General features: G+C 65.8%; 21 protein-coding genes and 4 tRNA genes. 4 read left to right on the forward strand and 21 right to left on the reverse strand.

Annotated features, from left to right (window positions below; translation table 11 throughout):
• Positions 1-165 precede the first annotated feature (165 nt).
• The 3 genes from CNE_RS11780 to CNE_RS11790 all read right to left on the reverse strand — a co-directional run bounded on the left by CNE_RS11780 (position 166) and on the right by CNE_RS11790 (position 1649).
• The gene (locus tag CNE_RS11780; protein WP_041228012.1) at positions 166-573 is read right to left on the reverse strand and encodes a heme-binding protein; all 408 of its coding nucleotides are present in this window, start codon (positions 571-573) and stop codon (positions 166-168) included.
• Positions 574-731: 158 nt separating this feature from the next.
• A complete protein-coding gene (locus CNE_RS11785) occupies positions 732-1025 on the reverse strand; it encodes a hypothetical protein (protein ID WP_013957347.1) in 294 nt (97 codons plus the stop codon).
• A 276-nt stretch (positions 1026-1301) separates the two neighbouring features.
• Entirely contained in the window at positions 1302-1649 is a 348-nt protein-coding gene (locus CNE_RS11790; protein ID WP_013957348.1) for a hypothetical protein, read from the reverse strand.
• Between the two features lie 162 nt (positions 1650-1811).
• On the opposite strand from CNE_RS11790, the gene CNE_RS11795 reads away from it, so the two are divergent.
• Positions 1812-1898, forward strand: a tRNA-Leu gene (locus tag CNE_RS11795).
• A 93-nt stretch (positions 1899-1991) separates the two neighbouring features.
• Here the strand turns inward: CNE_RS11795 and CNE_RS11800 are convergent.
• Positions 1992-3086 carry a YeiH family protein gene (locus CNE_RS11800; protein WP_013957349.1) on the reverse strand — a complete coding sequence of 365 codons (1095 nt, stop codon included), beginning with the start codon at positions 3084-3086 and terminating at the stop codon, positions 1992-1994.
• Positions 3087-3184: 98 nt separating this feature from the next.
• On the opposite strand from CNE_RS11800, the gene CNE_RS11805 reads away from it, so the two are divergent.
• The gene (locus CNE_RS11805) at positions 3185-4114 is read left to right on the forward strand and encodes a LysR family transcriptional regulator (RefSeq protein ID WP_013957350.1); all 930 of its coding nucleotides are present in this window, start codon (positions 3185-3187) and stop codon (positions 4112-4114) included.
• Between the two features lie 18 nt (positions 4115-4132).
• Here CNE_RS11805 and CNE_RS11810 read toward each other — a convergent pair whose 3' ends face one another.
• The 6 genes from CNE_RS11810 to uvrC form a co-directional block, all read right to left on the reverse strand.
• Positions 4133-5365: a cation:proton antiporter domain-containing protein gene (locus tag CNE_RS11810; RefSeq protein ID WP_013957351.1), complete on the reverse strand. Its 1233-nt coding sequence runs from the start codon at positions 5363-5365 to the stop codon at positions 4133-4135.
• 394 nt (positions 5366-5759) lie between these two features.
• Positions 5760-5833 (reverse strand) — tRNA-Cys (locus tag CNE_RS11815).
• A 120-nt stretch (positions 5834-5953) separates the two neighbouring features.
• A tRNA-Gly gene (locus CNE_RS11820) sits at positions 5954-6029 on the reverse strand.
• 61 nt (positions 6030-6090) lie between these two features.
• A tRNA-Gly gene (locus CNE_RS11825) sits at positions 6091-6166 on the reverse strand.
• A gap of 172 nt (positions 6167-6338) precedes the next feature.
• Positions 6339-6938, reverse strand: a complete 600-nt coding sequence (gene pgsA / locus CNE_RS11830) for a CDP-diacylglycerol--glycerol-3-phosphate 3-phosphatidyltransferase (protein ID WP_013957352.1) — start codon at positions 6936-6938, stop codon at positions 6339-6341.
• A 113-nt stretch (positions 6939-7051) separates the two neighbouring features.
• The gene (uvrC, locus tag CNE_RS11835) at positions 7052-9124 is read right to left on the reverse strand and encodes an excinuclease ABC subunit UvrC (protein WP_371827373.1); all 2073 of its coding nucleotides are present in this window, start codon (positions 9122-9124) and stop codon (positions 7052-7054) included.
• 110 nt (positions 9125-9234) lie between these two features.
• Between uvrC and earP the strand changes: the two genes are divergently transcribed.
• Positions 9235-10395, forward strand: a complete 1161-nt coding sequence (gene earP, locus CNE_RS11840; RefSeq protein ID WP_013957354.1) for an elongation factor P maturation arginine rhamnosyltransferase EarP — start codon at positions 9235-9237, stop codon at positions 10393-10395.
• A gap of 211 nt (positions 10396-10606) precedes the next feature.
• Positions 10607-11167 carry an elongation factor P gene (gene efp / locus CNE_RS11845; protein WP_013957355.1) on the forward strand — a complete coding sequence of 187 codons (561 nt, stop codon included), beginning with the start codon at positions 10607-10609 and terminating at the stop codon, positions 11165-11167.
• An 88-nt stretch (positions 11168-11255) separates the two neighbouring features.
• On the opposite strand, the gene nagZ is transcribed toward efp, so the two are convergent.
• The 11 genes from nagZ to CNE_RS11900 all read right to left on the reverse strand — a co-directional run bounded on the left by nagZ (position 11256) and on the right by CNE_RS11900 (position 21406).
• Positions 11256-12305: a beta-N-acetylhexosaminidase gene (nagZ, locus tag CNE_RS11850; protein WP_013957356.1), complete on the reverse strand. Its 1050-nt coding sequence runs from the start codon at positions 12303-12305 to the stop codon at positions 11256-11258.
• A 29-nt stretch (positions 12306-12334) separates the two neighbouring features.
• On the reverse strand, positions 12335-12742 hold the full coding sequence (gene acpS, locus CNE_RS11855) for a holo-ACP synthase (RefSeq protein WP_013957357.1): 408 nt from the start codon (positions 12740-12742) through the stop codon (positions 12335-12337).
• The gene (pdxJ, locus tag CNE_RS11860) at positions 12739-13521 is read right to left on the reverse strand and encodes a pyridoxine 5'-phosphate synthase (RefSeq protein ID WP_013957358.1); all 783 of its coding nucleotides are present in this window, start codon (positions 13519-13521) and stop codon (positions 12739-12741) included. Before pdxJ ends, acpS begins: the two co-directional genes overlap by 4 nt.
• A 41-nt stretch (positions 13522-13562) precedes the next feature.
• A complete protein-coding gene (gene recO / locus CNE_RS11865) occupies positions 13563-14456 on the reverse strand; it encodes a DNA repair protein RecO (protein ID WP_013957359.1) in 894 nt (297 codons plus the stop codon).
• 19 nt (positions 14457-14475) lie between these two features.
• Positions 14476-15414, reverse strand: a complete 939-nt coding sequence (gene era, locus CNE_RS11870) for a GTPase Era (RefSeq protein ID WP_013957360.1) — start codon at positions 15412-15414, stop codon at positions 14476-14478.
• The gene (gene rnc / locus CNE_RS11875; protein WP_010814690.1) at positions 15411-16181 is read right to left on the reverse strand and encodes a ribonuclease III; all 771 of its coding nucleotides are present in this window, start codon (positions 16179-16181) and stop codon (positions 15411-15413) included. The genes era and rnc overlap by 4 nt, the downstream gene beginning before the upstream one ends.
• A gap of 1 nt (position 16182) precedes the next feature.
• Positions 16183-16575 (reverse strand): DUF4845 domain-containing protein, encoded by a 393-nt coding sequence (locus CNE_RS11880; protein WP_013957361.1) that lies wholly within the window; start codon positions 16573-16575, stop codon positions 16183-16185.
• A gap of 50 nt (positions 16576-16625) precedes the next feature.
• Positions 16626-17525, reverse strand: a complete 900-nt coding sequence (gene lepB, locus CNE_RS11885; RefSeq protein ID WP_013957362.1) for a signal peptidase I — start codon at positions 17523-17525, stop codon at positions 16626-16628.
• Between the two features lie 95 nt (positions 17526-17620).
• A complete protein-coding gene (lepA, locus tag CNE_RS11890; RefSeq protein ID WP_013957363.1) occupies positions 17621-19414 on the reverse strand; it encodes a translation elongation factor 4 in 1794 nt (597 codons plus the stop codon).
• A gap of 207 nt (positions 19415-19621) precedes the next feature.
• On the reverse strand, positions 19622-19906 hold the full coding sequence (locus CNE_RS11895; RefSeq protein ID WP_041228427.1) for a glutaredoxin family protein: 285 nt from the start codon (positions 19904-19906) through the stop codon (positions 19622-19624).
• Positions 19907-19921: 15 nt separating this feature from the next.
• Positions 19922-21406 (reverse strand): DegQ family serine endoprotease, encoded by a 1485-nt coding sequence (locus CNE_RS11900; RefSeq protein ID WP_013957365.1) that lies wholly within the window; start codon positions 21404-21406, stop codon positions 19922-19924.
• Positions 21407-21481: the final 75 nt, after the last annotated feature.

A 21481-nucleotide genomic window follows, 5' to 3' on the forward strand; every position in this document is an offset into this window, starting at 1 on the left:
CCTCGGAACGAGGTGTTGGGGCAGTAGCCAGGTACTGGTGTCGCGGGCGGGATTCAGACCCCACGCCGGACCGACCGTACCCAGCCATGCCCTCTTTTATGCCGCCCCGCAGGCCATGCCTGCGGGGCATTTTCATGTGCCGGCACAGTGGCCGGCGCAAGGGCTTTACAGGCCCAGCGCAGCGATGCCGGCACGCGCGATCTGCGCGTCTTCGGTCGACTTCACGCCCGACACGCCCACGGCACCGACCACCTGATCGTTGCAGACGATGGGCACGCCGCCCTCCAACATGCCTTGCAGCACCGGCGCCGTCATGAACGAGTAGCGGCCGTTGTTGATCATGTCTTCGTAGACCTTCGACTCACGACGGCCCAGCGACGAGGTACGGGCCTTCTCGCCGGCAATGTAGGCCGAGATCGGCGCGGCACCATCCAGGCGCTGCATCGCCAGCATATGGCCGCCATCGTCCACCACGACGATCGACACGGCCCATTGATGATTCTTCGCCTCGGTTTCCGCTGCGGCCATGATCTTCTTCACGTCGTCTGCCGTCAGAACCGTCTTTTGCTGCATGCCACTCTCCTGGTCATTCATTTGGTTGAGGCCGAAGTATAGCGCCGCGCCCCGGCCATCGTCATGACAGGCGCCCCGTTGCGGTGCGCCGGGGCACGGGCAAAAACAAGAATGGCCCGCGTTCAGCGGGCCATTCATCATGCACGGAAAACAGCGATTCAGGCGCCGTCTGTGAACGGATCCGGGTTGCCCATGCGTGCGCCGTCGGTAAACGGATCGGGCTTGCCGATGCGCGCGCCATCGGTGAACGGATCGGGCTTGCCGAGGCGGGCACCGTCGGTGAACGGATCCACCTTGCCCATCTTGGCACCATCGGTGTATGGGTCCGTCTTGCCGACCCTGGAGCCGTCCAGGTATGGATCGACCTTGCCGACGGAGGCAAATGCGGAGGTGGAAAGCGCGCCCAGCGCGGCCAGCGCTGCGACGGCAGCAACGGCTTGTGTGATCTTCATGGATATTCCCCTTGCTATTCTTTGGTTGGCGGAGGCACCGTGCAGCACTTTGGGGCGCCGTCATCACGATGTCACGATAACAGTTTAGGGGGAAACCCTTATATCGATAGAGGTGATGCTTTGAGCAGTCTGTTCAAATAATTTGACTACACTGAGCAAGGGGGCGAATTTCCGGGAACTGGCTCCAGCGCCTCATGTCGCAGTGCGGCAGGAAAAAGGAAGGGGCCCCCGGAGGGCCCCTTCTCTTTCAAAAAGCTTGCGTAGATCGAACGACGATCAGTCGTCGCGCCAACGGCCGTGACCATGACCATGGCCACGATAGTATCCCGGCGGGCCATAGTAGCCGCGGTGGCCGCCGTAATAACGTGGCGGGCCGTAGTAGCCAGGACCGTAGTAGACCGGACGCGGGCGTACCACCACCGGGGGCGGGCCGTAGTAGACCGGCGCAGGCGCCACCACGACAGGCGGCGGTGCATAGTAAGCCGGGGCCGGCGGATAGTAGGCCGGCGCGCCAACCACCACGCCCGGCACCCCAATTGCCACGCCGACGCTCACATGGGCCATTGCTGCCCCGGACGCAAGCCCGGCTGCGACACCGAATGCTGCGAGCCACCAACGTTTCATATCCGCCTCTCAAAGTGAGATTTCTCTTACTCCGTATTGTAGGGCTTCGGAATTTTCCAGGTGCAACGGCGAGGTCGACATTGTTACCAGCCGTAACAGTGGCGTCACTTTTTTCGCGCTTGCATCCGGGATGCGGAGCCACCACAATACCGGGCTTGCCGTGCGGCCGTGGAGAAATTGGTAGACTCAGCAGACTTAAAATCTGCCGCCTTTCCAGGCTTACGGGTTCGAGTCCCGTCGGCCGCACCAGGGCGTACAGCCGCCCACCCCTTCGGCTCCCGGCCCCAAACAAAAAAGAGGGCCATCGCCCCCTCTTCTGATGCCTTCAGGTCCGCGCGCGCGTCAGGACATCGCGTAGCACATCAGCGCACCCACTCCCATCAGGAACACGAACAGCACACCGGCCAGCGCCAGCGGCTTGCGTCCGGCGCGCACCAGGTCGCCGATGCGGGTGTGCAGGCCGATCGCCAGCATCGCGCAGGCCAGCAGCCAGTTGTCCAGCGCGATCAGCGGCGCCTTCCAGGCGGTGGGCACGGTGCCGGCCGAGTTGACCGCCATCACTGCGACAAACCCCACCGCGAACCACGGCACCGACTTCAGGATGCCACGCAGGCGGCTGCCGCCGGCAGTGCCTTGCTCCGCTTGCGCACCGCCCTGCGGCCACAGCGCCATCACCAGCAGCAGCGGACCCAACGCCAGCACGCGCACCATCTTGGCCACCACGGCAGCGTCGGCGGTCGGCTCGCTGATCATCTTGCCGGCGGCGATCACCTGGGCCACCTCGTGCAGCGTCGCGCCGGTGAAAATACCGAACATGCGCTCGCTGACGGCCCAGTGCCAGTGGCCGGTCGCCAGTTCGTACAGATAGGGATAAAGCAGCATGCCGACGGTGCCGAACAGCACCACCGTCGCCACCGCCACGGCGGTCTGCTTGTCGTCGGTGCGCACCACCGACGATACGGCGATGGCCGCGGCGGCACCGCAGATGGCGCTGCCGGAGCTGACCAGGATCGCTTCGCGGCGGCTCAGGCCGAAGAACCTCGTACCCACCCAGGTGCCGAACAGTAGCGTGGCCACCAGCATGGTCAGCGGCACCACGATGCCCGGCAGGCCGAGCGCGACGATCGAGGCAAAGGTCAGGCGCAGCCCGTACAGCGCAACGCCCAGGCGCAGCAGGTAGTGGCGTGCGACCTGCATTCCGGGCGCCAGCGGTGCCAGCCAGTGGCGCGGCAGCGTATTGGCCGCAACCATGCCGGCACACATGGCCAGCGTCAGCGCGCTGAGCCCATAGCGCGCCACGGCCGGATGCTCGGCCAGCGCAATCGCCAGCCAGGCAATGCCGCCCAGCGGGACCAGCGTCAGCAGGCGCTGCGACCACGGCGGCGGCAAGGCCGGCGCGGCGGCCGGGGTGGTGCGGGGGGCGGAGACGGAGGACATGGCAGGCTCGGGTCGTGTTCTTTAGTGACTCAAGCGTACTGGCGCCCAGCTAACCCGTAAAACGGGTAATATCGTTATGTGTTATTGATTATATCGATATGAACCACCGCCCCGACCCCCGGCCTGAACACCGCCCCCTGCGTCTGACGCTGCGCCAGCTGTCCGTCTTCGTCGCCGTGGCCCAGCATGGCAGCACCATGGCGGCGGCGCAGGCACTTGCGATGTCGCAGTCGGCTGTCAGCGCCTCGCTGGCCGAGCTGGAGCGCGCGCTCGACAGCCCGCTGTTTGATCGCGTGGCCCGCCGGCTCAGCATCAACGAGACCGGCCGCCAGTTTTTCCCGCGCGCGCTGTCGCTGCTGGACCAGGCCCAGGAATTGGAGCGCTTTGCCACCCAGACCGGCGTGCAGCTGCGCATCGCGGCCAGCAATACCATTGGCAGCTACATCCTGCCGCCGCTGCTGGCGGGCTTTCGCCATTCGCGCAGCGGACCGTGCACGCTGGATCTGCGCATCGGCAATACCCGCGAAGTGCTGCAATCGTTGCTGCAGTTCGACGCCGATATCGGCCTGGTCGAAGGCGCCAGCCATGAGCGCGACCTGCGCAGCGTGCGCTGGTGCGATGACGAGATGGTGGTGGTGGTCGGCCCCTCGCATCCGCTTGCGGCCGTGCCGCATGACCTGGTGGCGCTGCGCGATGCCGAGTGGATCGTACGCGAGCCCGGCTCGGGCACGCGCGAGGTCATCGAGGAACGGCTGGTGCCGCTGCTGGGCGAACTGCGCTTCGCGCTGGAACTGGGCAACGCCGAAGCCATCAAGCGCGCCGTGATGAGCGGCTTCGGCGTCAGCTGCCTGTCGCTGCATGTGGTGCGCGATGAGCTGGAACGCGGCACGCTGGTGGCGATCCGCGATGGCCTGCCACGCATCGTGCGGCCGCTGCAGCTGGTGGTGCACCAGGACAAGTTCCCGACCCAGGGGCTGCTGGCCTTTACCGAATACCTGCGCACCATGGCGCCGAGGATCGGCGGCTGAGCCGCACCCGGGCTCCGGTCAGGCCGGCTGCGGATCCGCGCTGCGATTGCGCCGCGCCGTGTACAGGTCGAGCAGGTGGAACAGCACCGGATTGAGCATGATCGACAGCAGCGCCCCGGCCAGGATCAGCGCCTGGCCGCGCTCGGGCAGGATCTTCAGGTAGACGCCGAGGCTGGCGAGAATGAACGAGAACTCGCCGATCTGCGCCAGGCTCACGGCAATGGTCATGCCGGTCTGCCCGGAATGCCCGAAGGCACGCACGATGGCCAGCGCCGCCAGCGACTTGCCCACCACGATGATAAACACCGTCGCCAGCACGCCCCACGGGTCGTTGACTAGCACCATCGGGTCGAACAGCATGCCCACGGATACGAAGAAAAGCACGGCGAAGGCATCGCGCAGCGGCAGCGACTCTTCGGCCGCACGATGGCTGAACTCGGACTCCGCCAGCACCATGCCGGCAAAGAACGCGCCCAGCGCGAACGAGACGCCAAAGAGCGCATAGGCGCCGTAGGCCACGCCCAGCGCCGTCGCCAGCACGCCCAGGCGGAACATCTCGCGGTTGCCGGTCCAGACGATGCGCTCCAGCATCCACGGGATAAAGCGCCGGCCGATCACCAGCATCACCGCGACGAAGGCAGCCACCTTGCCCAGCGTCGCGAAGATCGCGAACACCACCTCGCCGGTAGCAGGCGCGGCCTCGCCCGATGTTTCGCCGGCCCCCGCCAGCAGACCTGCCATGGCCGGCAGCAGCACCAGGGCCAGCACCATCGCCAGGTCTTCCACGATCAGCCAGCCGACCGCGATGCGGCCCTGCGGCGACTCCACCAGGTCGCGCTCCTGCAGGGCCTTGAGCAGCACCACGGTGCTGGCCACCGACAGCGCCAGCCCGTACACCAGCCCCTGCCCCCATGACCAGCCGAAGCCCCAGGCCACCAGCATGCCCATCAGCGTGGCGATGCCAATCTGCACCACCGCCCCCGGAATGGCGATGCGCTTGACCGCCATCAGGTCCTTGATCGAAAAGTGCAGTCCCACGCCGAACATCAGCAGGATCACGCCAAGCTCGGCCAACTCCGGCGCCAGGGCCTGGTCGGCGGTATAGCCGGGCGTATGCGGTCCGACCACGATGCCCGCGCACAGGTAGCCGATCAGCGGCGGCAGGCGCAGCCGGCTGGCGATGGCGCCAAGGATAAAGGCCAGGACGATACCGCCGACGATGGTACTGATAAGCGGGGTGGCGTGATGCATGCGTGCGGGATTCCTCGTGTCAGGGGCTGAACGGCTAACCCGCTCCCTGCCCTGGCAACCGCGACAGCGCATCCGGCGCGCACCAGCGGTCAACGCGGGAAAGTCGCCGCAACAATCGGCAGCAGCATCGGAACGGGGAAGAACGGGAAGTGCCGCAGCGGCCCCGGACACGCCAGCGGCGCGTCACGGATCGGGGATGGCGATTGACATGCGGCCCCGCTATCCATCACGCGGAGCCCCCCGAAAAGCGTACGACAGGAGTAATGTAACATGCCCGCCACGTGCCCGAGGCGCGAAGATGGCGGACGATCCGGTGCCTGCTTGCCTGAACGCGAGGTGAGGAACAGGCCCGGAAAACAAAAACGGCGCCGCGAGGCGCCGTTCTGCATGCAACTGGAGGCGGAGGTCGGAATCGAACCGGCGTACACGGCTTTGCAGGCCGCTGCATAACCACTCTGCCACCCCGCCAGGTGACGTGCTGCTGGATTGTATCCGCATTCAGCCGATGCTGCCGGAGCCCAGCTTCCGGCAATGTCTTGCGGCGATTCAACCCAAACAAAAAGGGAAGCGGTGCTTCCCTTTGGGGATTGGAGCGGGAGACGAGTCTCGAACTCGCGACCTCAACCTTGGCAAGGTTGCGCTCTACCAACTGAGCTACTCCCGCATACAACTTTTTACTGCCAGCCCCGCATCGTGCGAGGCACGCTGCCGGACCTTCTTTAACCTGGAGCGGGAGACGAGTCTCGAACTCGCGACCTCAACCTTGGCAAGGTTGCGCTCTACCAACTGAGCTACTCCCGCAGGGGCACTACCAAAATCCAACTAAGGTGTTTTATGCTGCAACACGCTGTTATCTCACAACATCTTGCGTTAAACCAACCTTATCTCGCTGCTTTCGTTTGCGTCGTCAGCAACGAGAATGAGATTATGCAAAGAACTGCTCTCGTCGTCAACACCTTTTCAAAAATTCTTTTCACTTTTGCGCGCCGGCGCGCGCCACCATCCCGCTGCGCTCGCGGATCTGCGGCCAGGCAAGCTTCATGTAATAGAACATCGACCACAGCGTCAGCACTGCCGCCACGTAGATCATCCACGTGCCGAGCAGGTGGGCATCGAAGCCGAGCAAGCGGTCGCTGTACAGCAGCAGCGGGATCGCCACCATCTGCACCGTGGTCTTGAGCTTGCCGAGGAAGTTCACCGCGACGCTCTTGGAAGCGCCGATCTGCGCCATCCATTCACGCAGCGCCGAAATGGTGATCTCGCGCCCGATGATCACCAGCGCGATCAGGTCCGTGACCCGGCCCAGCGCCAGCAGCGAAAGCAGCGCCGCCGTCACCATCAGCTTGTCGGCGACCGGGTCCAGGAAGGCGCCGAACGACGAGGTCTGGTTCCAGCGCCGCGCAAGGAACCCGTCCAGCCAGTCCGTGACCGCGGCAATGATGAAAAACGACGCCGCCGTCAGGTTCTTGGCATGCATCGGCAGCCACGCGTCGGGCAGGTAGAACACGCCTACCACCAGTGGAATCATGGCGACACGAAGCCAGGTCAGCAGGATCGGGAAATTGAAGGGCATGGAACTCGGGCGGCGGGGGACGGTAACCAATCTTGCGATTGTCGCCGATTTCCGGACCAATCGACCATCATTGGCCAATTTCCCACCCCGCACCGCCCCGCGGCCCCGCGCGCTCAGTGCAACTGCCGGTAGATCTCTTCGGCCAAGCCGCGTGAAATGCCCTCGACGCTGGCCAGCTCATCGATGCTGGCGGCCATCACGCCGCGCAGCCCGCCAAAGCGGGTCAGCAGCTTCTGGCGCCGGCGCGCGCCGATGCCCTCGATCTCTTCCAGGCGCGAGGTGGTGCGCGTCTTGGCGCGGCGCGCGCGCATGCCGGTGATGGCAAAGCGGTGCGCCTCGTCGCGGATCTGCGCCACCAGCATCAGCGCGGCGCTGCCCTGCCCCAGCTCCAGCGAGGGACGGCCATCGGCGAACACCAGCGTCTCCAGGCCGACCTTGCGGCCCTCGCCCTTGGCCACGCCGACCAGCAGCCCGATATCCAGCCCAAGCTCTTCGAACACCTGCCGCGCCACCTCGACCTGGCCCTTGCCGCCGTCGATCAGCACGATCTGCGGCACCTGCGCCGCGGCTTCGCTGCCGGCCTCCATGCCGCCGTCTTCCTGGATCTGCTCGACCAGCTTCTGGTAGCGCCGCGTCAGCACCTGGCGCATGGCCGCGTAGTCATCGCCCGGGATGATGTCCTGAATGTTGTAGCGGCGGTATTCGCTGTTCTGCATGTCGTGGTGGTGGTACACCACGCACGACGCCTGGGTGGCTTCGCCGGCGGTATGGCTGATGTCGAAGCACTCCGCGCGCAGCAGCGCCAGGTCTTCCAGATCCAGCCCGATGGTTTCGGCCAGCGCGCGCGTGCGCGCCTCCTGGCTGCCCTGCTCGGCCAGCCGGCGCGACAGCGCCAGCGCCGCGCCCTGCTGCGCCATCTCCAGCCAGACCTTGCGCTGGCCCTGCGGCTGGCGCACCAGCGTGACCTTGCGCCCGGCGTGCAGCGTCAGCGCCTCGAGCACCGTGGCATCGTCCGGCGCATGGCTGACGACGATGATGGGCGGCGCCGGCTGCTCCAGGTAGTGCTGCACCATGAAGGCCGACAGCACCCGCGTGGCGATGCGGTCGACGGTCAGCGGCAGCGCGGCTGCGGCGCTGTCCGCCCCATCCTCGCGCTCCTCGGCGCGTTCATCGGCATCCTCGACGATCATCGCCGCTTCGTCGGCATGGGCCGGGAAGTAGGCCTTGTCGCCCAGATGGCGGCTGCCGCGCACCATGGCCAGGTTGACGCAGGCACGCCCGCCCTCCACCGCCACGGCCAGCACGTCGATATCGCGCGCCTGCCCGCCCACTTCTTCCACCGCCTGGCGCTTGAGCACGGTCGACAGCGCCGCGATCTGGTCGCGCACGGCGGCGGCCTGTTCGAATTCCAGCCGCTCGGCGTGCTGTTCCATCTTGCCCTGCAGGCCTTCCAGCACCTCGGTCTGCCGGCCTTGCAGGAAGCGCGCCGCGTTGGCGACATCGCGCGCATAGTCTTCTTCGCTGATGGCGTTGACGCACGGCCCGGTGCAGCGGTGGATCTGGTGCAGCAGGCACGGCCGCGTGCGGTTGTTGAAGACGGTGTCCTCGCAGGTGCGCAACTGGAACACCTTCTGCAGGATCTGCATGCTCTCGCGCACCGCATAGGCGCTCGGGAACGGCCCGAAGTACTGGTGCTTGCGGTCGGTGGCGCCGCGGTAGTACGCCATGCGCGGGAAGCGGTGCCCGGTCAGCTTCAGGAACGGGTACGACTTGTCGTCGCGGAACAGGATGTTGTAGCGCGGCGCCAGCGCCTTGATCAGGTTGTTCTCGAGCAGCAGCGCCTCGGCCTCGGTGCGCACCACCGTGGTATCGATGCGGGCAATGCGCGCCACCATCATCGCAATGCGCGGCGACAACTGGGTCTTGTTGAAATAGCTCGATACCCGCTTCTTCAGGTCGCGCGCCTTGCCCACGTACAGCACATTGCCGGCAGCATCGAAATAGCGGTACACGCCCGGCAGGCCGGGCAGGCGGGAAATGACCGGGCGCGGATCGAACGGCTCCGGCGGCGCTTCAACAGACGCCTCGGCAGTCACCTCGGCTGGCTGAGCGGCCGGCGTTTCGGGCGGCATTTCGGCCGGAACTTCGTCGGCGGGTTTCGGGGAATCGGGTTGCTGGTCGGACATTGGGGACGGTGACCGCTACACGGCCTGCGCGCATCAAAACGGCATGGCCTCTAAAATCGCAAGTTTAGAGCAATTCAGCGCGCGCCCCGCCCGCGCGCCCCTCACCTGTCATGCCTATCCGCTCCTGGGACATCTTCTGCACCGTAATCGACAACTTCGGCGACATCGGCGTCTGCTGGCGGCTGGCCCGCCAGCTGGCGCAGGAGCATGGGCACGCGGTGCGGCTGTGGGTCGATGACCTGGCCAGCTTCGCGCGGCTGGCGCCGGAACTCGATACCGGCGCCACCGTGCAGCGCCTGGCGGGCGTGGAGATTCGTCCGTGGCGGCCGGGTGGCGATAGCGACGTGGATGACACCGCCGGGGTCGAGCCACACGATGCCGTCATCGAAGCCTTCGCCTGCGATGTGCCGCAAGCCTTCCTGGCCCGCATGGCCGCGCGTGACCCCAAACCCGCCTGGATCAACCTGGAATACCTGAGCGCCGAGCCGTGGGTACGGGAGCACCATGCGATGCCCTCGCCCCATCCGCGGCTGCCGCTGGTGAAGCATTTCTTCTTCCCCGGCTTCGAGCCGGGCACCGGCGGCCTGCTGCGGGAATCGATGCTGGGCGCGCAGCGCGCAGCCTTCCTCAGCGGCACGGCCGCCCAGGCGGCCTTGTGGCACCGGCTGAGCGTGACACCCCGGCCCGATGCGCTGCGCGTGAGCCTGTTTGCCTACCGCAACCCGGCCCTGCCCGCGCTGCTGGAGCAATGGCGCGATGCCGCCGAGGCGGTCCATTGCCTCGTGCCCGCAGGCCTGGCCGCGGACCAGGTCGCCGAATGGCTGGGCACCCCGCTGCGGATTGGCGATCCGGTGCAACGCGGCAGCCTGTGCGTGCAGCTGATCCCTTTCGTACGCCAGGAGCACTTTGACGAACTGCTGTGGGCCTGCGACCTGAACTTCGTGCGCGGCGAGGATTCCTTCGTGCGCGCGCAGTGGGCGGCACAGCCGCTGGTGTGGCATATCTACCCGCAGGACGATGCCGCGCACCGGACGAAGCTCGATGCCTGGCTCGACCTGTTTCGCCAGAGCGGCGTGGCGCCGGAAGCGGCCAGCGCGCTGACGGAGTTCTGGCACGCCTGGAACGGTTTTGGCGTTCCCCTCGACTGGCCGCGCCTGCGTGCGCACCTACCGGCACTTGCTGCAATCGCACCGCGCTGGGAGCGGCGCATGCAGCATCCCGGCGATCTTGCCGCCAACCTGGTGGCGTTTTGCGAAAATCAGGTAAAATGATCGGTTGATTCAAATGGCGACCGGGCCGGAGAACCAGGGCCTTTCCCAGGCGTCAGACTGACACTGGGCGAAGACCTGAATGCAAGCTGAGCACGGGGTCGCGAGCGCGTGAACGCCTCTCGTTGGGGCTCACAGGCTCACCGCAGGTGATGCCGGCAGCGCGCCTTCGCCATTCCAAATTCCTACTTTCTATTTCAGGAAAACAGTTCAGATGAAAATCGCACAGGAACTCCGCGTCGGTAACGTGTTCATGATCGGCGGCGATCCGATGGTCGTGCAGAAGGCCGAATACAACAAGTCGGGCCGCAACGCCGCTGTGGTCAAGATGAAGTACAAGAACCTGTTGACGGAGGCACCGGGCGAGTCGGTGTTCAAGGCCGACGACAAGTTCGAAGTCGTGGTGCTCGAGCGCCGCGAATGCACCTACTCGTACTTCGCTGACCCGATGTACGTGTTCATGGACGCCGACTACAACCAGTACGAAGTCGAGAAGGACAGCATGGGCGACTCGCTGAACTACCTCGAAGACGGCATGAATGTTGAAGTGGTGTTCTACAACGACAAGGCCATCTCGGTTGAAATGCCGACCACGCTGGTCCGCGAAATCGTCTACACCGAGCCGGCCGTCAAGGGCGACACCTCGTCGGGCAAGGTGCTCAAGGGCGCCAAGATCAATACCGGCTTCGAGCTGCAAGTGCCGCTGTTCTGCAACATCGGCGACAAGATCGAAATCGACACCCGCACCGGCGAATACCGTAGCCGCGCCAACTAAGGCGCTCGCTTCGCCCCGCTTCAGCGCGGGGCCGGTCAACAAAAATGGCAGCCTCGGCTGCCATTTTTGTTTCTGCACGCAGCCCCGTTCAGGCGATCAGGTCGTGCTCTTTCAGCATGCGCAGCGCGGCGCGGTACTCGCCTTCCTGGTGCAGCTTGTTCCAGTCCAGTGGCTTCCTGCGCGCGAACAGCTTGCGGATGCGGCGCTGCGAGGTCTTGTCGATGCCCACGTCCAGCTCGCTAAGCAACTGGTCGGCGCGCTCCGGATGGTTGCAGATCAGCACCATGTCGCAGCCCGCGGTCAGCGCGGCGCGCGCGGCCTCGGTGACATTGCCGGCGACGCTGGCGCCTTCCATGCTGAGGTCGTCGCTGAAGATCACGCCCTCGAAGCCCAGCTGGGCGCGCAGCACATCCTGCAGCCAGTAGCGCGAGAAGCCGGCCGGGTTCGGGTCGACCTTGGGGTAGATCACGTGCGCCGGCATCACCGAAGACAGCGACAGGCCCAGCCATTCATACGGGCGCGCATCCTGCTCCAGGATCTCGTCCAGCGAGCGCTCGTCGACCGGGATCGCCACGTGCGAATCGGCCTCGACATAGCCGTGGCCGGGGAAGTGCTTGCCGCAGTTGCTCATCCCGGCCAGCAGCAGGCCGTGGTTCAGGTGGCCGGCCAGCATCGACACCACGCGCGGATCGGCGTGGAAGGCGCGGTCGCCGATCACGGCGCTGCGGCCGTAGTCCAGGTCCAGCACCGGGGTGAAGCTCAGGTCGATGTCACAGGCGCGCAGCTCGGCGGCCAGCACGTAGCCGCAGGCCACGGCGGCCTTGGTCGCGGCCAGCACGTCGCGCTCCCACAGCCCGCCCAGGCGGTGCATCGCCGGCAGGTGGGTGAAGCCGTCGGTCTTGCAGCGCTGCACGCGCCCGCCTTCATGGTCGATGCAGATCAGCACGTCGTCGCGCACTGCTCGGATCGCGCGCGTCAGCGCCAGCAGTTGCGCGCGCGACTCGAAATTGCGCGCGAACAGGATCACGCCGCCGGTCAGCGGATGCGCGATGCGGCGCGCATCCTCCGCGTCGAGCTGCTTGCCGACGACGTCGAGGACCACCGGGCCCGGCCGCTTGCCGGAGTTCTTCTTGGACATGGAAGTTGTTGGATTCACAAGGCTGTAGGTTAGGAAGCCGCCCCGCCCGCACGCTCGGCAATGGCGAAGGCGACGGCAAAGTCGTGCTCGTCACTGACACTGACCCGCACGGTGAGCCCGCGTTCCGCCAGCCATGCGGCCAGCTCGCCATGGCACACCGCCGTGGGCTCGCCGGACGGCAGGTTCATCAGCTCCATCGCGCGCCACGTCATCGGCCAGCGCATGCCCAGGCCGATGGCCTTGGAGAACGCCTCCTTGGCAGCGAAGCGCGTGGACAGGAAAGCCAGCCCGCGCTTTTCGGAACGCGCCTTGCGGGCGTGGTACTTGGCCAGCTCATCGGGGCCCAGCACCTTCTCCGCGAAACGGCCGTTGGTGCGTTCCATCACGCCCTGCACGCGGGCGATCTGGATGATGTCGGTGCCGACGCCGTAGATCACGCCGGGGCGCCCGCGGCAGGGTAGCGCGTGCCCAGGCGCGCGGCGACCATGATAGCCTTCATCTCGCGCACCGCGTTCTCCCAGCCCGCGAACACCGCATGCGCCACGATCGCGTGGCCGATGTTCAGTTCCTTGATGCCGGGCAGCGCGGCAATCGGCTGCACGTTGGTGTAGTGCAGGCCATGGCCGGCGTTGACCACCAGGCCGTGCTTCTGGCCGGCATCGACGCCATCGGCGATGCGGCGGAACTCGAGCGCCTGCTCATCGGGCGTATGCGCATCGGCATAGCGGCCGGTATGCAGCTCGATCACCGGCGCGCCGCACGCGGCCGCGGCGGCGATCTGGTCGGCATCGGCATCGATGAACAGCGACACGCGGATGCCGGCGCCGGCCAGCTGCGCGCACGCCGCCTTGACCTGCTCGAAACGCCCGGCCACATCCAGCCCGCCCTCGGTGGTCACTTCCTCGCGGCGCTCCGGCACCAGGCACACGTCCTGCGGACAGATTTCACAGGCGATGTCGAGCATCTCCTGCGTGATCGCGCATTCCAGGTTCATGCGCGTGGCCAGTTGCGGGCGCAGCGCGCGCACGTCGGCATCGCGGATATGGCGGCGGTCTTCGCGCAGGTGCAGCGTGATCAGGTCGGCGCCGGCCTGTTCCGCCAGCAGCGCGGCACGGATGGGATCGGGGTACACGGTGCCGCGCGCGTTGCGCAGCGTGGCGACGTGGTCAATATTGACGCCAAGGTCGATGACGCCCGGATTTGCGTGGAAGATCATGCGAGCAGGTGCAGGAGTAAGTCGGATGGTTCTTGAGTCGGTCAGAGATACTGCAGGTCGATCAGTATCTGGCGCGTCTTCAGTGGCGCGCCTTGCAGATAATAATGCAGCAGGAACCGCATCAGCGCGCGGCTTTGCGCGGCGGTCTGCGCGCGGCTGTAATCGTCCTGCGCCATGTCCAGCAGCGTCTGGCCAGTGACCACCGGCCACGACGACGGGTCGCTCGGCTGCGCGCGGCGCACGCCGCGCTCTGGCTGGTAGACATAGTCCAGGCCTGGCTGGACCCGCTCGCCGGTGCTCAGGCACTGGTCGAAGGCCACCGCGAAGCCGGTTTCCTGCAGCAGCACGCGTTCAAAGCTGCGCAGCACCAGCCCGGCTTGCTCGCCGTGCGCCAGCCGCGTCAGCGTCGTCAGGTAGTGGCGGAACAAGGCCGGATGCGCGTCCTCGCGCGGGCAGAAGCGCATCAGCAGCTCGTTCAGGTAGAACGCCGACAGCAGCGCGTCGCCGTCCAGCGGCGGCATGCCGCCGACCCACTCGGCCTTGGTCAGGGTCTTGACCTCGCCGCGGCCGCTCCATGACACCGAGACCGGGTGGAAATGCTGCAGCACCGCGCGTAGCGCGGAGTGCGGGCGCTTTGCGCCCTTGGCCACCATCGAGATGCGGCCGTAGTCGCGCGTGAACAGGTCCAGGATCAGGCTGGTCTCGCGATACGGCCAGGCGTGCAGCACAAAGCCGGGCTGCTCGGCCACGCGCGACTCGGGCCGCGCCGGCACGATGCGCATGGCGCGGTCCATCATCGCGCGCGCAGCCGCGTCGGCCATGCCCGGCAGCGCCTTGCTGTCGAGCAGTTCGGCGGCCTCGTCGACCACGGGGTCGGCGCGGCGGGACCGTGGCGCCGGCGCCGGCGCGCGCGCGATGTCAGCCGTCTTGCTCACTGGTCGCTCGCCGTTATGCTCACTCGTAGCCGTACGCGCGCAGCCCAGCTTCGTTGTCGGCCCAGCCGCTCTTCACCTTGATCCACATTTCCAGGTAGACCTTGCCGTCGAACAGCTTTTCCATGTCCAGGCGCGCTTCGGTGGAGATCTGCTTGAGCTTGGCGCCCTTGTTGCCGATGATCATGGCCTTGTGCGCGTCGCGCTCGACCAGGATGGTGGCAAAGACGCGGCGCAGGCGGCCCTCGGTCTCGAACTTGTCGATGATCACCGTGCTGGTGTACGGCAGCTCGTCGCCGGTCCAGCGGAACACCTTCTCGCGGATGATCTCCGAGGCCAGGAAGCGCTCGCTGCGGTCCGTCATGGCGTCGGCGTCATACATCGGCTCGCCTTCCGGCAGGTAGGGCCGGATGATCGCGAACAGGCGCGCGATATGGTCGTGGGTCTTGGCCGTCATCGGCACCACTTCGCGGAACGGGAACTGCTGCCCCATCTTTTCCAGGAAGGGCATCATCACTTCCGAGCGGTTCTCGCCGTTGACGCGGTCCAGCTTGTTGGCGATCAGCAGCACCGGCGTGTTCTTCGGCAGCAGCGACAGCACCTTCTCGTCGTCGGCGCCGTAGTAGCCGGCCTCGACCACGAACAGGACCAGGTCCACCGACGACAGCGTGGACGTAACCGCGCGGTTCAGCGAACGGTTCAGCGCGCTGGCGTGGCGGGTCTGGAAGCCCGGCGTGTCGACGAACACATACTGCGCGTCATCCGTGGTCTGGATGCCGACGATGCGGTGCCGCGTGGTCTGCGCCTTGCGCGAGGTGATGCTGATCTTCTGGCCGACCAGCGCGTTCATCAGCGTGGACTTGCCCACGTTGGGGCGGCCGACGATGGCCACGGTGCCGCAGCGGAACGCCGCGGCCGGGGTATCCGCCGCGTCTTGCTGCGGATGGGTAGATTCGGTCATTCCTTCAACCTGAGAGACAGCTGTGGGTCTTGCGGCACGGGTTGCTTGCGGGTCTTGCCGGTGCGCTCGGCGCGGCTGCGCTTGAGCAACTGCGGCACCAGCTTCTGGACTTCGTCCAGCGCCAGCTTGGCGGCGGCCTGCTCGGCGGCGCGCCGCGAGGCGCCGGTGCCGAACACCCGGACTTCCAGTTTAGGCACCGTGCACTCGACTTCAAACTGCTGGCTGTGCGCGGCCCCGTGTGTGGCGATTACGTTATATTGCGGCAGGGCGATCTTATGGCCCTGCAGGTATTCCTGCAGCAGGGTCTTGGCGTCCTTGCCGAGCGTGCGCGGATCGACCTGCTCCAGGATCGGGATATAGAGCTTGCGGATCAGCGCCCGGGCGGCATCGAAGCCGGCGTCCAGGAACACCGCGCCGACGATGGCTTCCAGCGCATCGGCCAGGATCGACGGGCGTCGAAAGCCCCCGCTCTTGAGTTCGCCCTCGCCCAGGCGCAGGGTATCGGACAACTGCAGCATCTGGGCGATCTCGTACAGCGCCTGCTGCTTGACCAGGTTGGCCCGCACGCGCGACAGGTCACCCTCGTCGAGCTTGCCGAACATGCCATAGAGCATGTCCGCCACGGCGCAGTTGAGCACCGAATCGCCCAGGAATTCAAGGCGTTCGTTGTGCTGGGCGCTGTGGCTGCGGTGCGTCAGCGCCTGTTGCAGCAATTCGGGCTTGCTGAATCGGTAGCCGAGTCGTTGCTGCAAGGCGTCAAGGTTCATATCAGTGCTGCGTTCCTGAATAGGTAATCAGTAGGCTCAGGGGTCCATAGACGGGCACCTCGGTCCGGTACGAGAAATCGACCGACTGGATGGTGCCGTTCTCGTCTTCCCGGATCAGGAGGTCCTCGGCCTTGACTGCGGTAATCCGGTCGATGACTGCCTGTTTCTCAAAAAAATCGACCACTTCGCGCTTGTTGGTGGCGCGCTGCTTGGCATAGCTGGCCGCGCGCTTGACCGAAAAATACTCCACCAGACTCGGGATCGCGCGCAGGGCCGGCAAGGCCACCCCGATCACGAACACCACGATCACCAGCAGCGTCCAGACGGAAAACCCGCCCATGCCTGCCCGGCGTCGTACCGGATTCCTGCCCCCCACCTTCCCAAATTGACCCATGATGCGCTTGTCCTCGTTTTGCGTTGAGTGTTCTTGCGCCGCGGGGATTCTTATTTGAACGTTCCCACGCGTCCGAAATTGCCCAGGTTCATCCAGATCACAAAGGCCTTGCCGACGATATTCTCATCCGGCACGAACCCCCAGTAACGGGAATCCAGGCTGTTGTCCCGGTTGTCACCCATGACGAAATAGTGACCCGCAGGTACCTTGCAGGTCACGCCCTGCTGATTGTAAGTGCAGTTTTCCCGGTACGGGAAATCCGGGTCCGCCCCCGCGATAAACGACGGGCGGTCGGCGTCGTTCAGGATGCCATGATCGACGCTGCCTGGCAGCTTTTCGCGGAAATGCTTGGAATACGCCAGGCGCTCCTCGTCCAGGAAATCCGGCAGCGCAGTGTACTCGGCCGGCTTGCCGTTGATGGTCAGGCGCTTGTTGGCATACTGCACCACGTCGCCCGGCACGCCGATCACGCGCTTGATGTAGTCGAGCGACGGGTCCTTCGGGTAGCGGAACACCATCACGTCGCCGCGCTGCGGCTCGCCCATGTCCACGACCTTCTTGTTCACCACCGGCAGGCGGATGCCGTACTCGTACTTGTTGACCAGGATGAAGTCGCCGATCAGCAGCGTCGGGATCATCGAGCCGGACGGGATCTTGAACGGCTCGACCACGAACGAGCGCAGCACGAACACCGCCAGGATCACCGGGAAGAAACTGGCCGAATACTCCAGCCACCACGGCTGGCGCAGCTTTTCCTCGGCCAGGCGCTTGCGCGTGGCGTCAGCTTCCGCCGCGCCGAAGCGGCCCTGCAGGTCGGCCTGGCGCGAATCGAACTCGGCCAGCGCCAGCCGCGCCGAAGAGCGGCGCTGCCGCTCGAACACGAGCTTGTCCGCAACCCACGCGACGCCCGTAATCACCACCAGCACAAAAAGGATCAGTGCAAAATTCATGACGGCTTCTGGTTTTTTGAAATCCTGGTACAGCCTGTTCTTTCACCACGGCGGCAAGCCGCCGCGCGTGGCACTGCCCTGCTCGCTGCGCCTTCTTACTTGTCGTCCACCTGCAGGATGGCCAGGAAAGCCTCCTGCGGGATCTCGACCGTACCGACCTGCTTCATCCGCTTCTTGCCGGCCTTCTGCTTTTCCAGCAGCTTCTTCTTGCGCGTGATGTCCCCGCCGTAGCACTTGGCCAGCACGTTCTTGCGCAGCGCCTTGACGTTTTCGCGCGCAATGATATTCGCGCCGATGGCGGCCTGAATCGCCACGTCGTACATCTGGCGCGGAATGATCTCGCGCATCTTGGCCGCGACCTCGCGGCCACGGTATTGCGAGTTCGAACGGTGCACGATCACCGACAGCGCATCGACCTTGTCGCTGTTGATCAGGATGTCGACCTTGACGACGTCCGACGGGCGATATTCCTTGAACTCGTAATCCATCGACGCATAGCCGCGCGACACCGACTTCAGGCGATCGAAGAAGTCCATCACGATTTCCGCCATCGGGATCTCGTAGGTCAGCTGCACCTGCTTGCCGTGGTAGCTCATGTTGATTTGCGAACCGCGCTTCTGCGTGCACAGCGTAATCACCGAGCCGACATATTCCTGCGGCATATACAGATTGACGGTGACGATCGGCTCCAGGATCGCCTCGATCTTGCTCGGGTCCGGCATCTTCGCCGGATTTTCCACGGTGATCACGGTGCCGTCGCGCATCTCGACCTGGTACACCACCGTCGGCGCGGTGGTGATCAGGTCCATGTCGAACTCACGCTCCAGGCGCTCCTGCACGATCTCCATGTGCAGCAGGCCGAGGAAGCCGCAGCGGAAGCCGAAGCCCAGCGCCTGCGACACTTCCGGCTCGAACATCAGCGAGGCATCGTTGAGCCGCAGCTTTTCCAGCGACTCGCGCAGCGCCTCGTACTGGTTGGCCTCGACCGGGTACAGGCCGGCGAACACCTGCGGCTTGACTTCCTTGAAGCCCGGCAGCGGCGCCTCGGCCTTGCGCTGCATGGTGGTGATGGTGTCGCCCACCTTGGCCGCCTTCAGCTCCTTGATGCCGGCGATGACGAAGCCGACCTCGCCCGCCGTCAGCGCATCGCGGGGGATCGACTTCGGCGTAAACACGCCCACCTGTTCGACCAGGTGCTGTGAGCCGTTGGCCATCAGCAGTACCTTGTCTTTGGGACGCAGGGTGCCGTTGACCACGCGCACCAGCATCACCACGCCAACGTAGTTGTCGAACCACGAGTCGATGATCAGCGCCTGCAGCGGCGCGTCGGCGTCGCCCTTGGGCGGCGGCACCTTGGCGATCAGCGCCTCGATCACGTCCTGCACGCCCTGCCCGGTCTTGGCCGAGCACGGCGTGGCGTCCTGCGCGTCGATGCCGATCACGTCCTCGATCTCCTGGATCGCGTTATCGGGATCGGCCTGCGGCAGGTCGATCTTGTTGAGCACCGGCACCACTTCCACGCCCAGCTCGATCGCGGTGTAGCAGTTGGCCACGGTCTGCGCCTCAACGCCCTGCGAGGCGTCGACCACCAGCAGCGCGCCTTCGCAGGCGGACAGCGAGCGGCTCACTTCATAGCTGAAGTCGACGTGTCCCGGGGTGTCGATCAGGTTCAGGTTGTAGACCTGGCCGTCGCGCGCCTTGTAGCTGAGCGCAGCGGTCTGCGCCTTGATGGTGATGCCGCGCTCCTTTTCGATATCCATCGAATCGAGGACCTGCGCTTCCATCTCCCGATCCGACAGCCCTCCACAAAGCTGAATGATCCGGTCGGCCAGGGTGGACTTCCCATGGTCGATATGGGCAATGATCGAGAAATTACGGATATGGTCCATCTAGTGTTCAGGGGGCGCCGGCGTGAGAGCCCGCGCGGCAACAAGCGGTTGAGCGGCCCGGCGCCGCGCGCCGCAAGGCGTGCGCGGGCGTACCGCAGGTTCGGGGGGTGCAATTTTTGCGCCAATCCGCAATTTTACCGGATTTTCAATGACTTCCGGGTCGTCAAATGGCGGCGTGGCGCGGCGGGCGGCGGTTACCGGCGGGGATCAGCAGGTGGTGTGCGCGCCACCATGTGCGGCAAGCCACACCCTTACGGCCGCTTCGTCGAGGAAATAGTGGCAAAGCGCCACGGCGCTGCCTTGCAAGTCTGCCGGCGTGCCTGGCATCAGTACCGGCACCAGCTCGCCAAAGCGGTCTTCCAGCCCCGCATCGGCATCGACATCCACCTCATGCAGGGTGAAAGAAAAATCGCGCCGGAGCGGCTCCAGCGCGACCTTCATGTCTTCGCAAAGGTGGCAGTATGCCCGGCCGTACAGCGTCAGCGCGGGCATACCGGCCATGGCGGATCAGCGGCTGGACGTGGCGCCAGGACGCAGCGTCAGCACCTGGGTGGCGTCGCCGCGCCGCACGAACACCGCGGCAATCCGGTTCTTGTCCAGGCTACGCACCAGCTCGTTGAACTGGCGGGCGTTGGTCACGTCCGTATCGCCCAGGCGCAGGATGATGTCGCCCGGACGGATGCCGGCACGCAGCGCCGGGCCGTCGGCCACTTCCACCTCGACACCCGACTTGAGCTTGAGCTCCTTCAGGCGCGCCTCGGGCAGGTCATTGACCACCAGGCCCAGCGCGTTGGGCTTGCCGGCCTGCGCCGCGCTGTCGTCCTTGGGCGTTGCGCCGCTGCGGGCCTTGGCCTTGCCGTCCGGCTCCAGCTCGGTGACGGTGATCGTGACGTCGCGGGTCGCGCCCTTGCGCCACAGCTGCAGCGGCACGCGCGTGCCCGGCTTGGTCTCGCCCACCATGCGCGGCAGGTCCGAGGCCCGCTCGATATCGCGGCCGTTGAACTTGAGGATGATGTCGCCGGCCTCGATGCCCGCCTTCTCGGCAGGACCACCCGGCTCGACGCTGCCGACCAGCGCGCCGCGCGCACGGCCCAGGCCCAGCGAATCGGCCACCTCCTTGGTGACGTCGCCGATGGCCACGGCGATGCGCCCGCGCGTCACGCGCCCGGAGGCCTTGAGCTGCTCGGACACGCGCATCGCCTCGTCGATCGGGATCGCGAACGAGATGCCCATGTAGCCGCCGCTGCGGCTGTATATCTGCGAGTTGATGCCGATCACCTCGCCGCGCAGGTTGATCAGCGGGCCGCCGGAATTGCCGGGGTTGACCGCCACGTCGGTCTGGATGAACGGCAGGTAGTCGCCCGTGTCGCGGCCCTTGGCCGAGACGATGCCGGCGGTCACGCTGTTGTCCAGCCCGAACGGCGAGCCGATAGCCAGCACCCATTCGCCGGCGCGAACCTTGTTGGAATCGCCCAGCGGCAGGCGCGGCAGCCCGCTGGCCTCGACCTTGAGTAGCGCCACGTCGGTGCGCTTGTCCGAGCCGATCAGCTTGGCCTTGAATTCGCGCTTGTCGGGCAGCGTCACATAGATGGTTTCGGCATCGGCGACCACGTGCGCGTTGGTCATCACGTAGCCGTCCTGGCTGATGATGAAGCCCGAACCCACGCCGCGGCTCTGCTCTTCCTGCTGCGGCGGCTGGCCGCGGCGGGGGGCGCCGGGCGCCGGGGCACCGGGCATCGGCACGCCGAAGAAGCGCCGAAAGAATTCCGCCATCTCGTCATCGCCGCCGGGCGCACCGCGCTGGCGCACGAGTTCCGTAGTGCGGATATTGACCACGGCCGGGCTCGCCTTTTCCACCAGGTCGGTGAAATCGGGCAGGTTGTAGTTGGAGGCGGCAGCCTGGGCATGGCTGACTTCGGCAACAGTCGGGCCGAGCAGCATTATGGCAGCCATGACCACGGCCCGCGCCAGGGCTGGAGATCTGAACATCATCGACAACTCCCGGGATTCAGCAAATAGAAGAAAAACCGTCTGGATGTGATCCCGTGGCGGGGACCCCTGCGCAAG

Source organism: Cupriavidus necator N-1 (genome assembly GCF_000219215.1).
Lineage (GTDB): Bacteria > Pseudomonadota > Gammaproteobacteria > Burkholderiales > Burkholderiaceae > Cupriavidus > Cupriavidus necator.

Bases quoted from the DNA above. Each gene is read 5' to 3' on its own strand.
- CNE_RS11810 (WP_013957351.1), bottom strand. From the start codon at position 5,365: ATGCATCACGCCACCCCGCTTATCAGTACCATCGTCGGCGGTATCGTC.
- era (WP_013957360.1), bottom strand. From the start codon at position 15,414: ATGACCGAATCTACCCATCCGCAGCAAGACGCGGCGGATACCCCGGCC.
- efp (WP_013957355.1), top strand. From the start codon at position 10,607: ATGAAAATCGCACAGGAACTCCGCGTCGGTAACGTGTTCATGATCGGC.
- pgsA (WP_013957352.1), bottom strand. From the start codon at position 6,938: ATGCCCTTCAATTTCCCGATCCTGCTGACCTGGCTTCGTGTCGCCATG.
- rnc (WP_010814690.1), bottom strand. From the start codon at position 16,181: ATGAACCTTGACGCCTTGCAGCAACGACTCGGCTACCGATTCAGCAAG.
- CNE_RS11900 (WP_013957365.1), bottom strand. From the start codon at position 21,406: ATGATGTTCAGATCTCCAGCCCTGGCGCGGGCCGTGGTCATGGCTGCC.
- CNE_RS11790 (WP_013957348.1), bottom strand. From the start codon at position 1,649: ATGAAACGTTGGTGGCTCGCAGCATTCGGTGTCGCAGCCGGGCTTGCG.
- CNE_RS11805 (WP_013957350.1), top strand. From the start codon at position 3,185: ATGAACCACCGCCCCGACCCCCGGCCTGAACACCGCCCCCTGCGTCTG.
- CNE_RS11785 (WP_013957347.1), bottom strand. From the start codon at position 1,025: ATGAAGATCACACAAGCCGTTGCTGCCGTCGCAGCGCTGGCCGCGCTG.
- CNE_RS11895 (WP_041228427.1), bottom strand. From the start codon at position 19,906: ATGCCCGCGCTGACGCTGTACGGCCGGGCATACTGCCACCTTTGCGAA.
- lepB (WP_013957362.1), bottom strand. From the start codon at position 17,525: ATGAATTTTGCACTGATCCTTTTTGTGCTGGTGGTGATTACGGGCGTC.
- nagZ (WP_013957356.1), bottom strand. From the start codon at position 12,305: ATGTCCAAGAAGAACTCCGGCAAGCGGCCGGGCCCGGTGGTCCTCGAC.
- CNE_RS11800 (WP_013957349.1), bottom strand. From the start codon at position 3,086: ATGTCCTCCGTCTCCGCCCCCCGCACCACCCCGGCCGCCGCGCCGGCC.
- uvrC (WP_371827373.1), bottom strand. From the start codon at position 9,124: ATGTCCGACCAGCAACCCGATTCCCCGAAACCCGCCGACGAAGTTCCG.
- lepA (WP_013957363.1), bottom strand. From the start codon at position 19,414: ATGGACCATATCCGTAATTTCTCGATCATTGCCCATATCGACCATGGG.
- earP (WP_013957354.1), top strand. From the start codon at position 9,235: ATGCCTATCCGCTCCTGGGACATCTTCTGCACCGTAATCGACAACTTC.
- pdxJ (WP_013957358.1), bottom strand. From the start codon at position 13,521: ATGATCTTCCACGCAAATCCGGGCGTCATCGACCTTGGCGTCAATATT.
- CNE_RS11780 (WP_041228012.1), bottom strand. From the start codon at position 573: ATGCAGCAAAAGACGGTTCTGACGGCAGACGACGTGAAGAAGATCATG.
- CNE_RS11880 (WP_013957361.1), bottom strand. From the start codon at position 16,575: ATGGGTCAATTTGGGAAGGTGGGGGGCAGGAATCCGGTACGACGCCGG.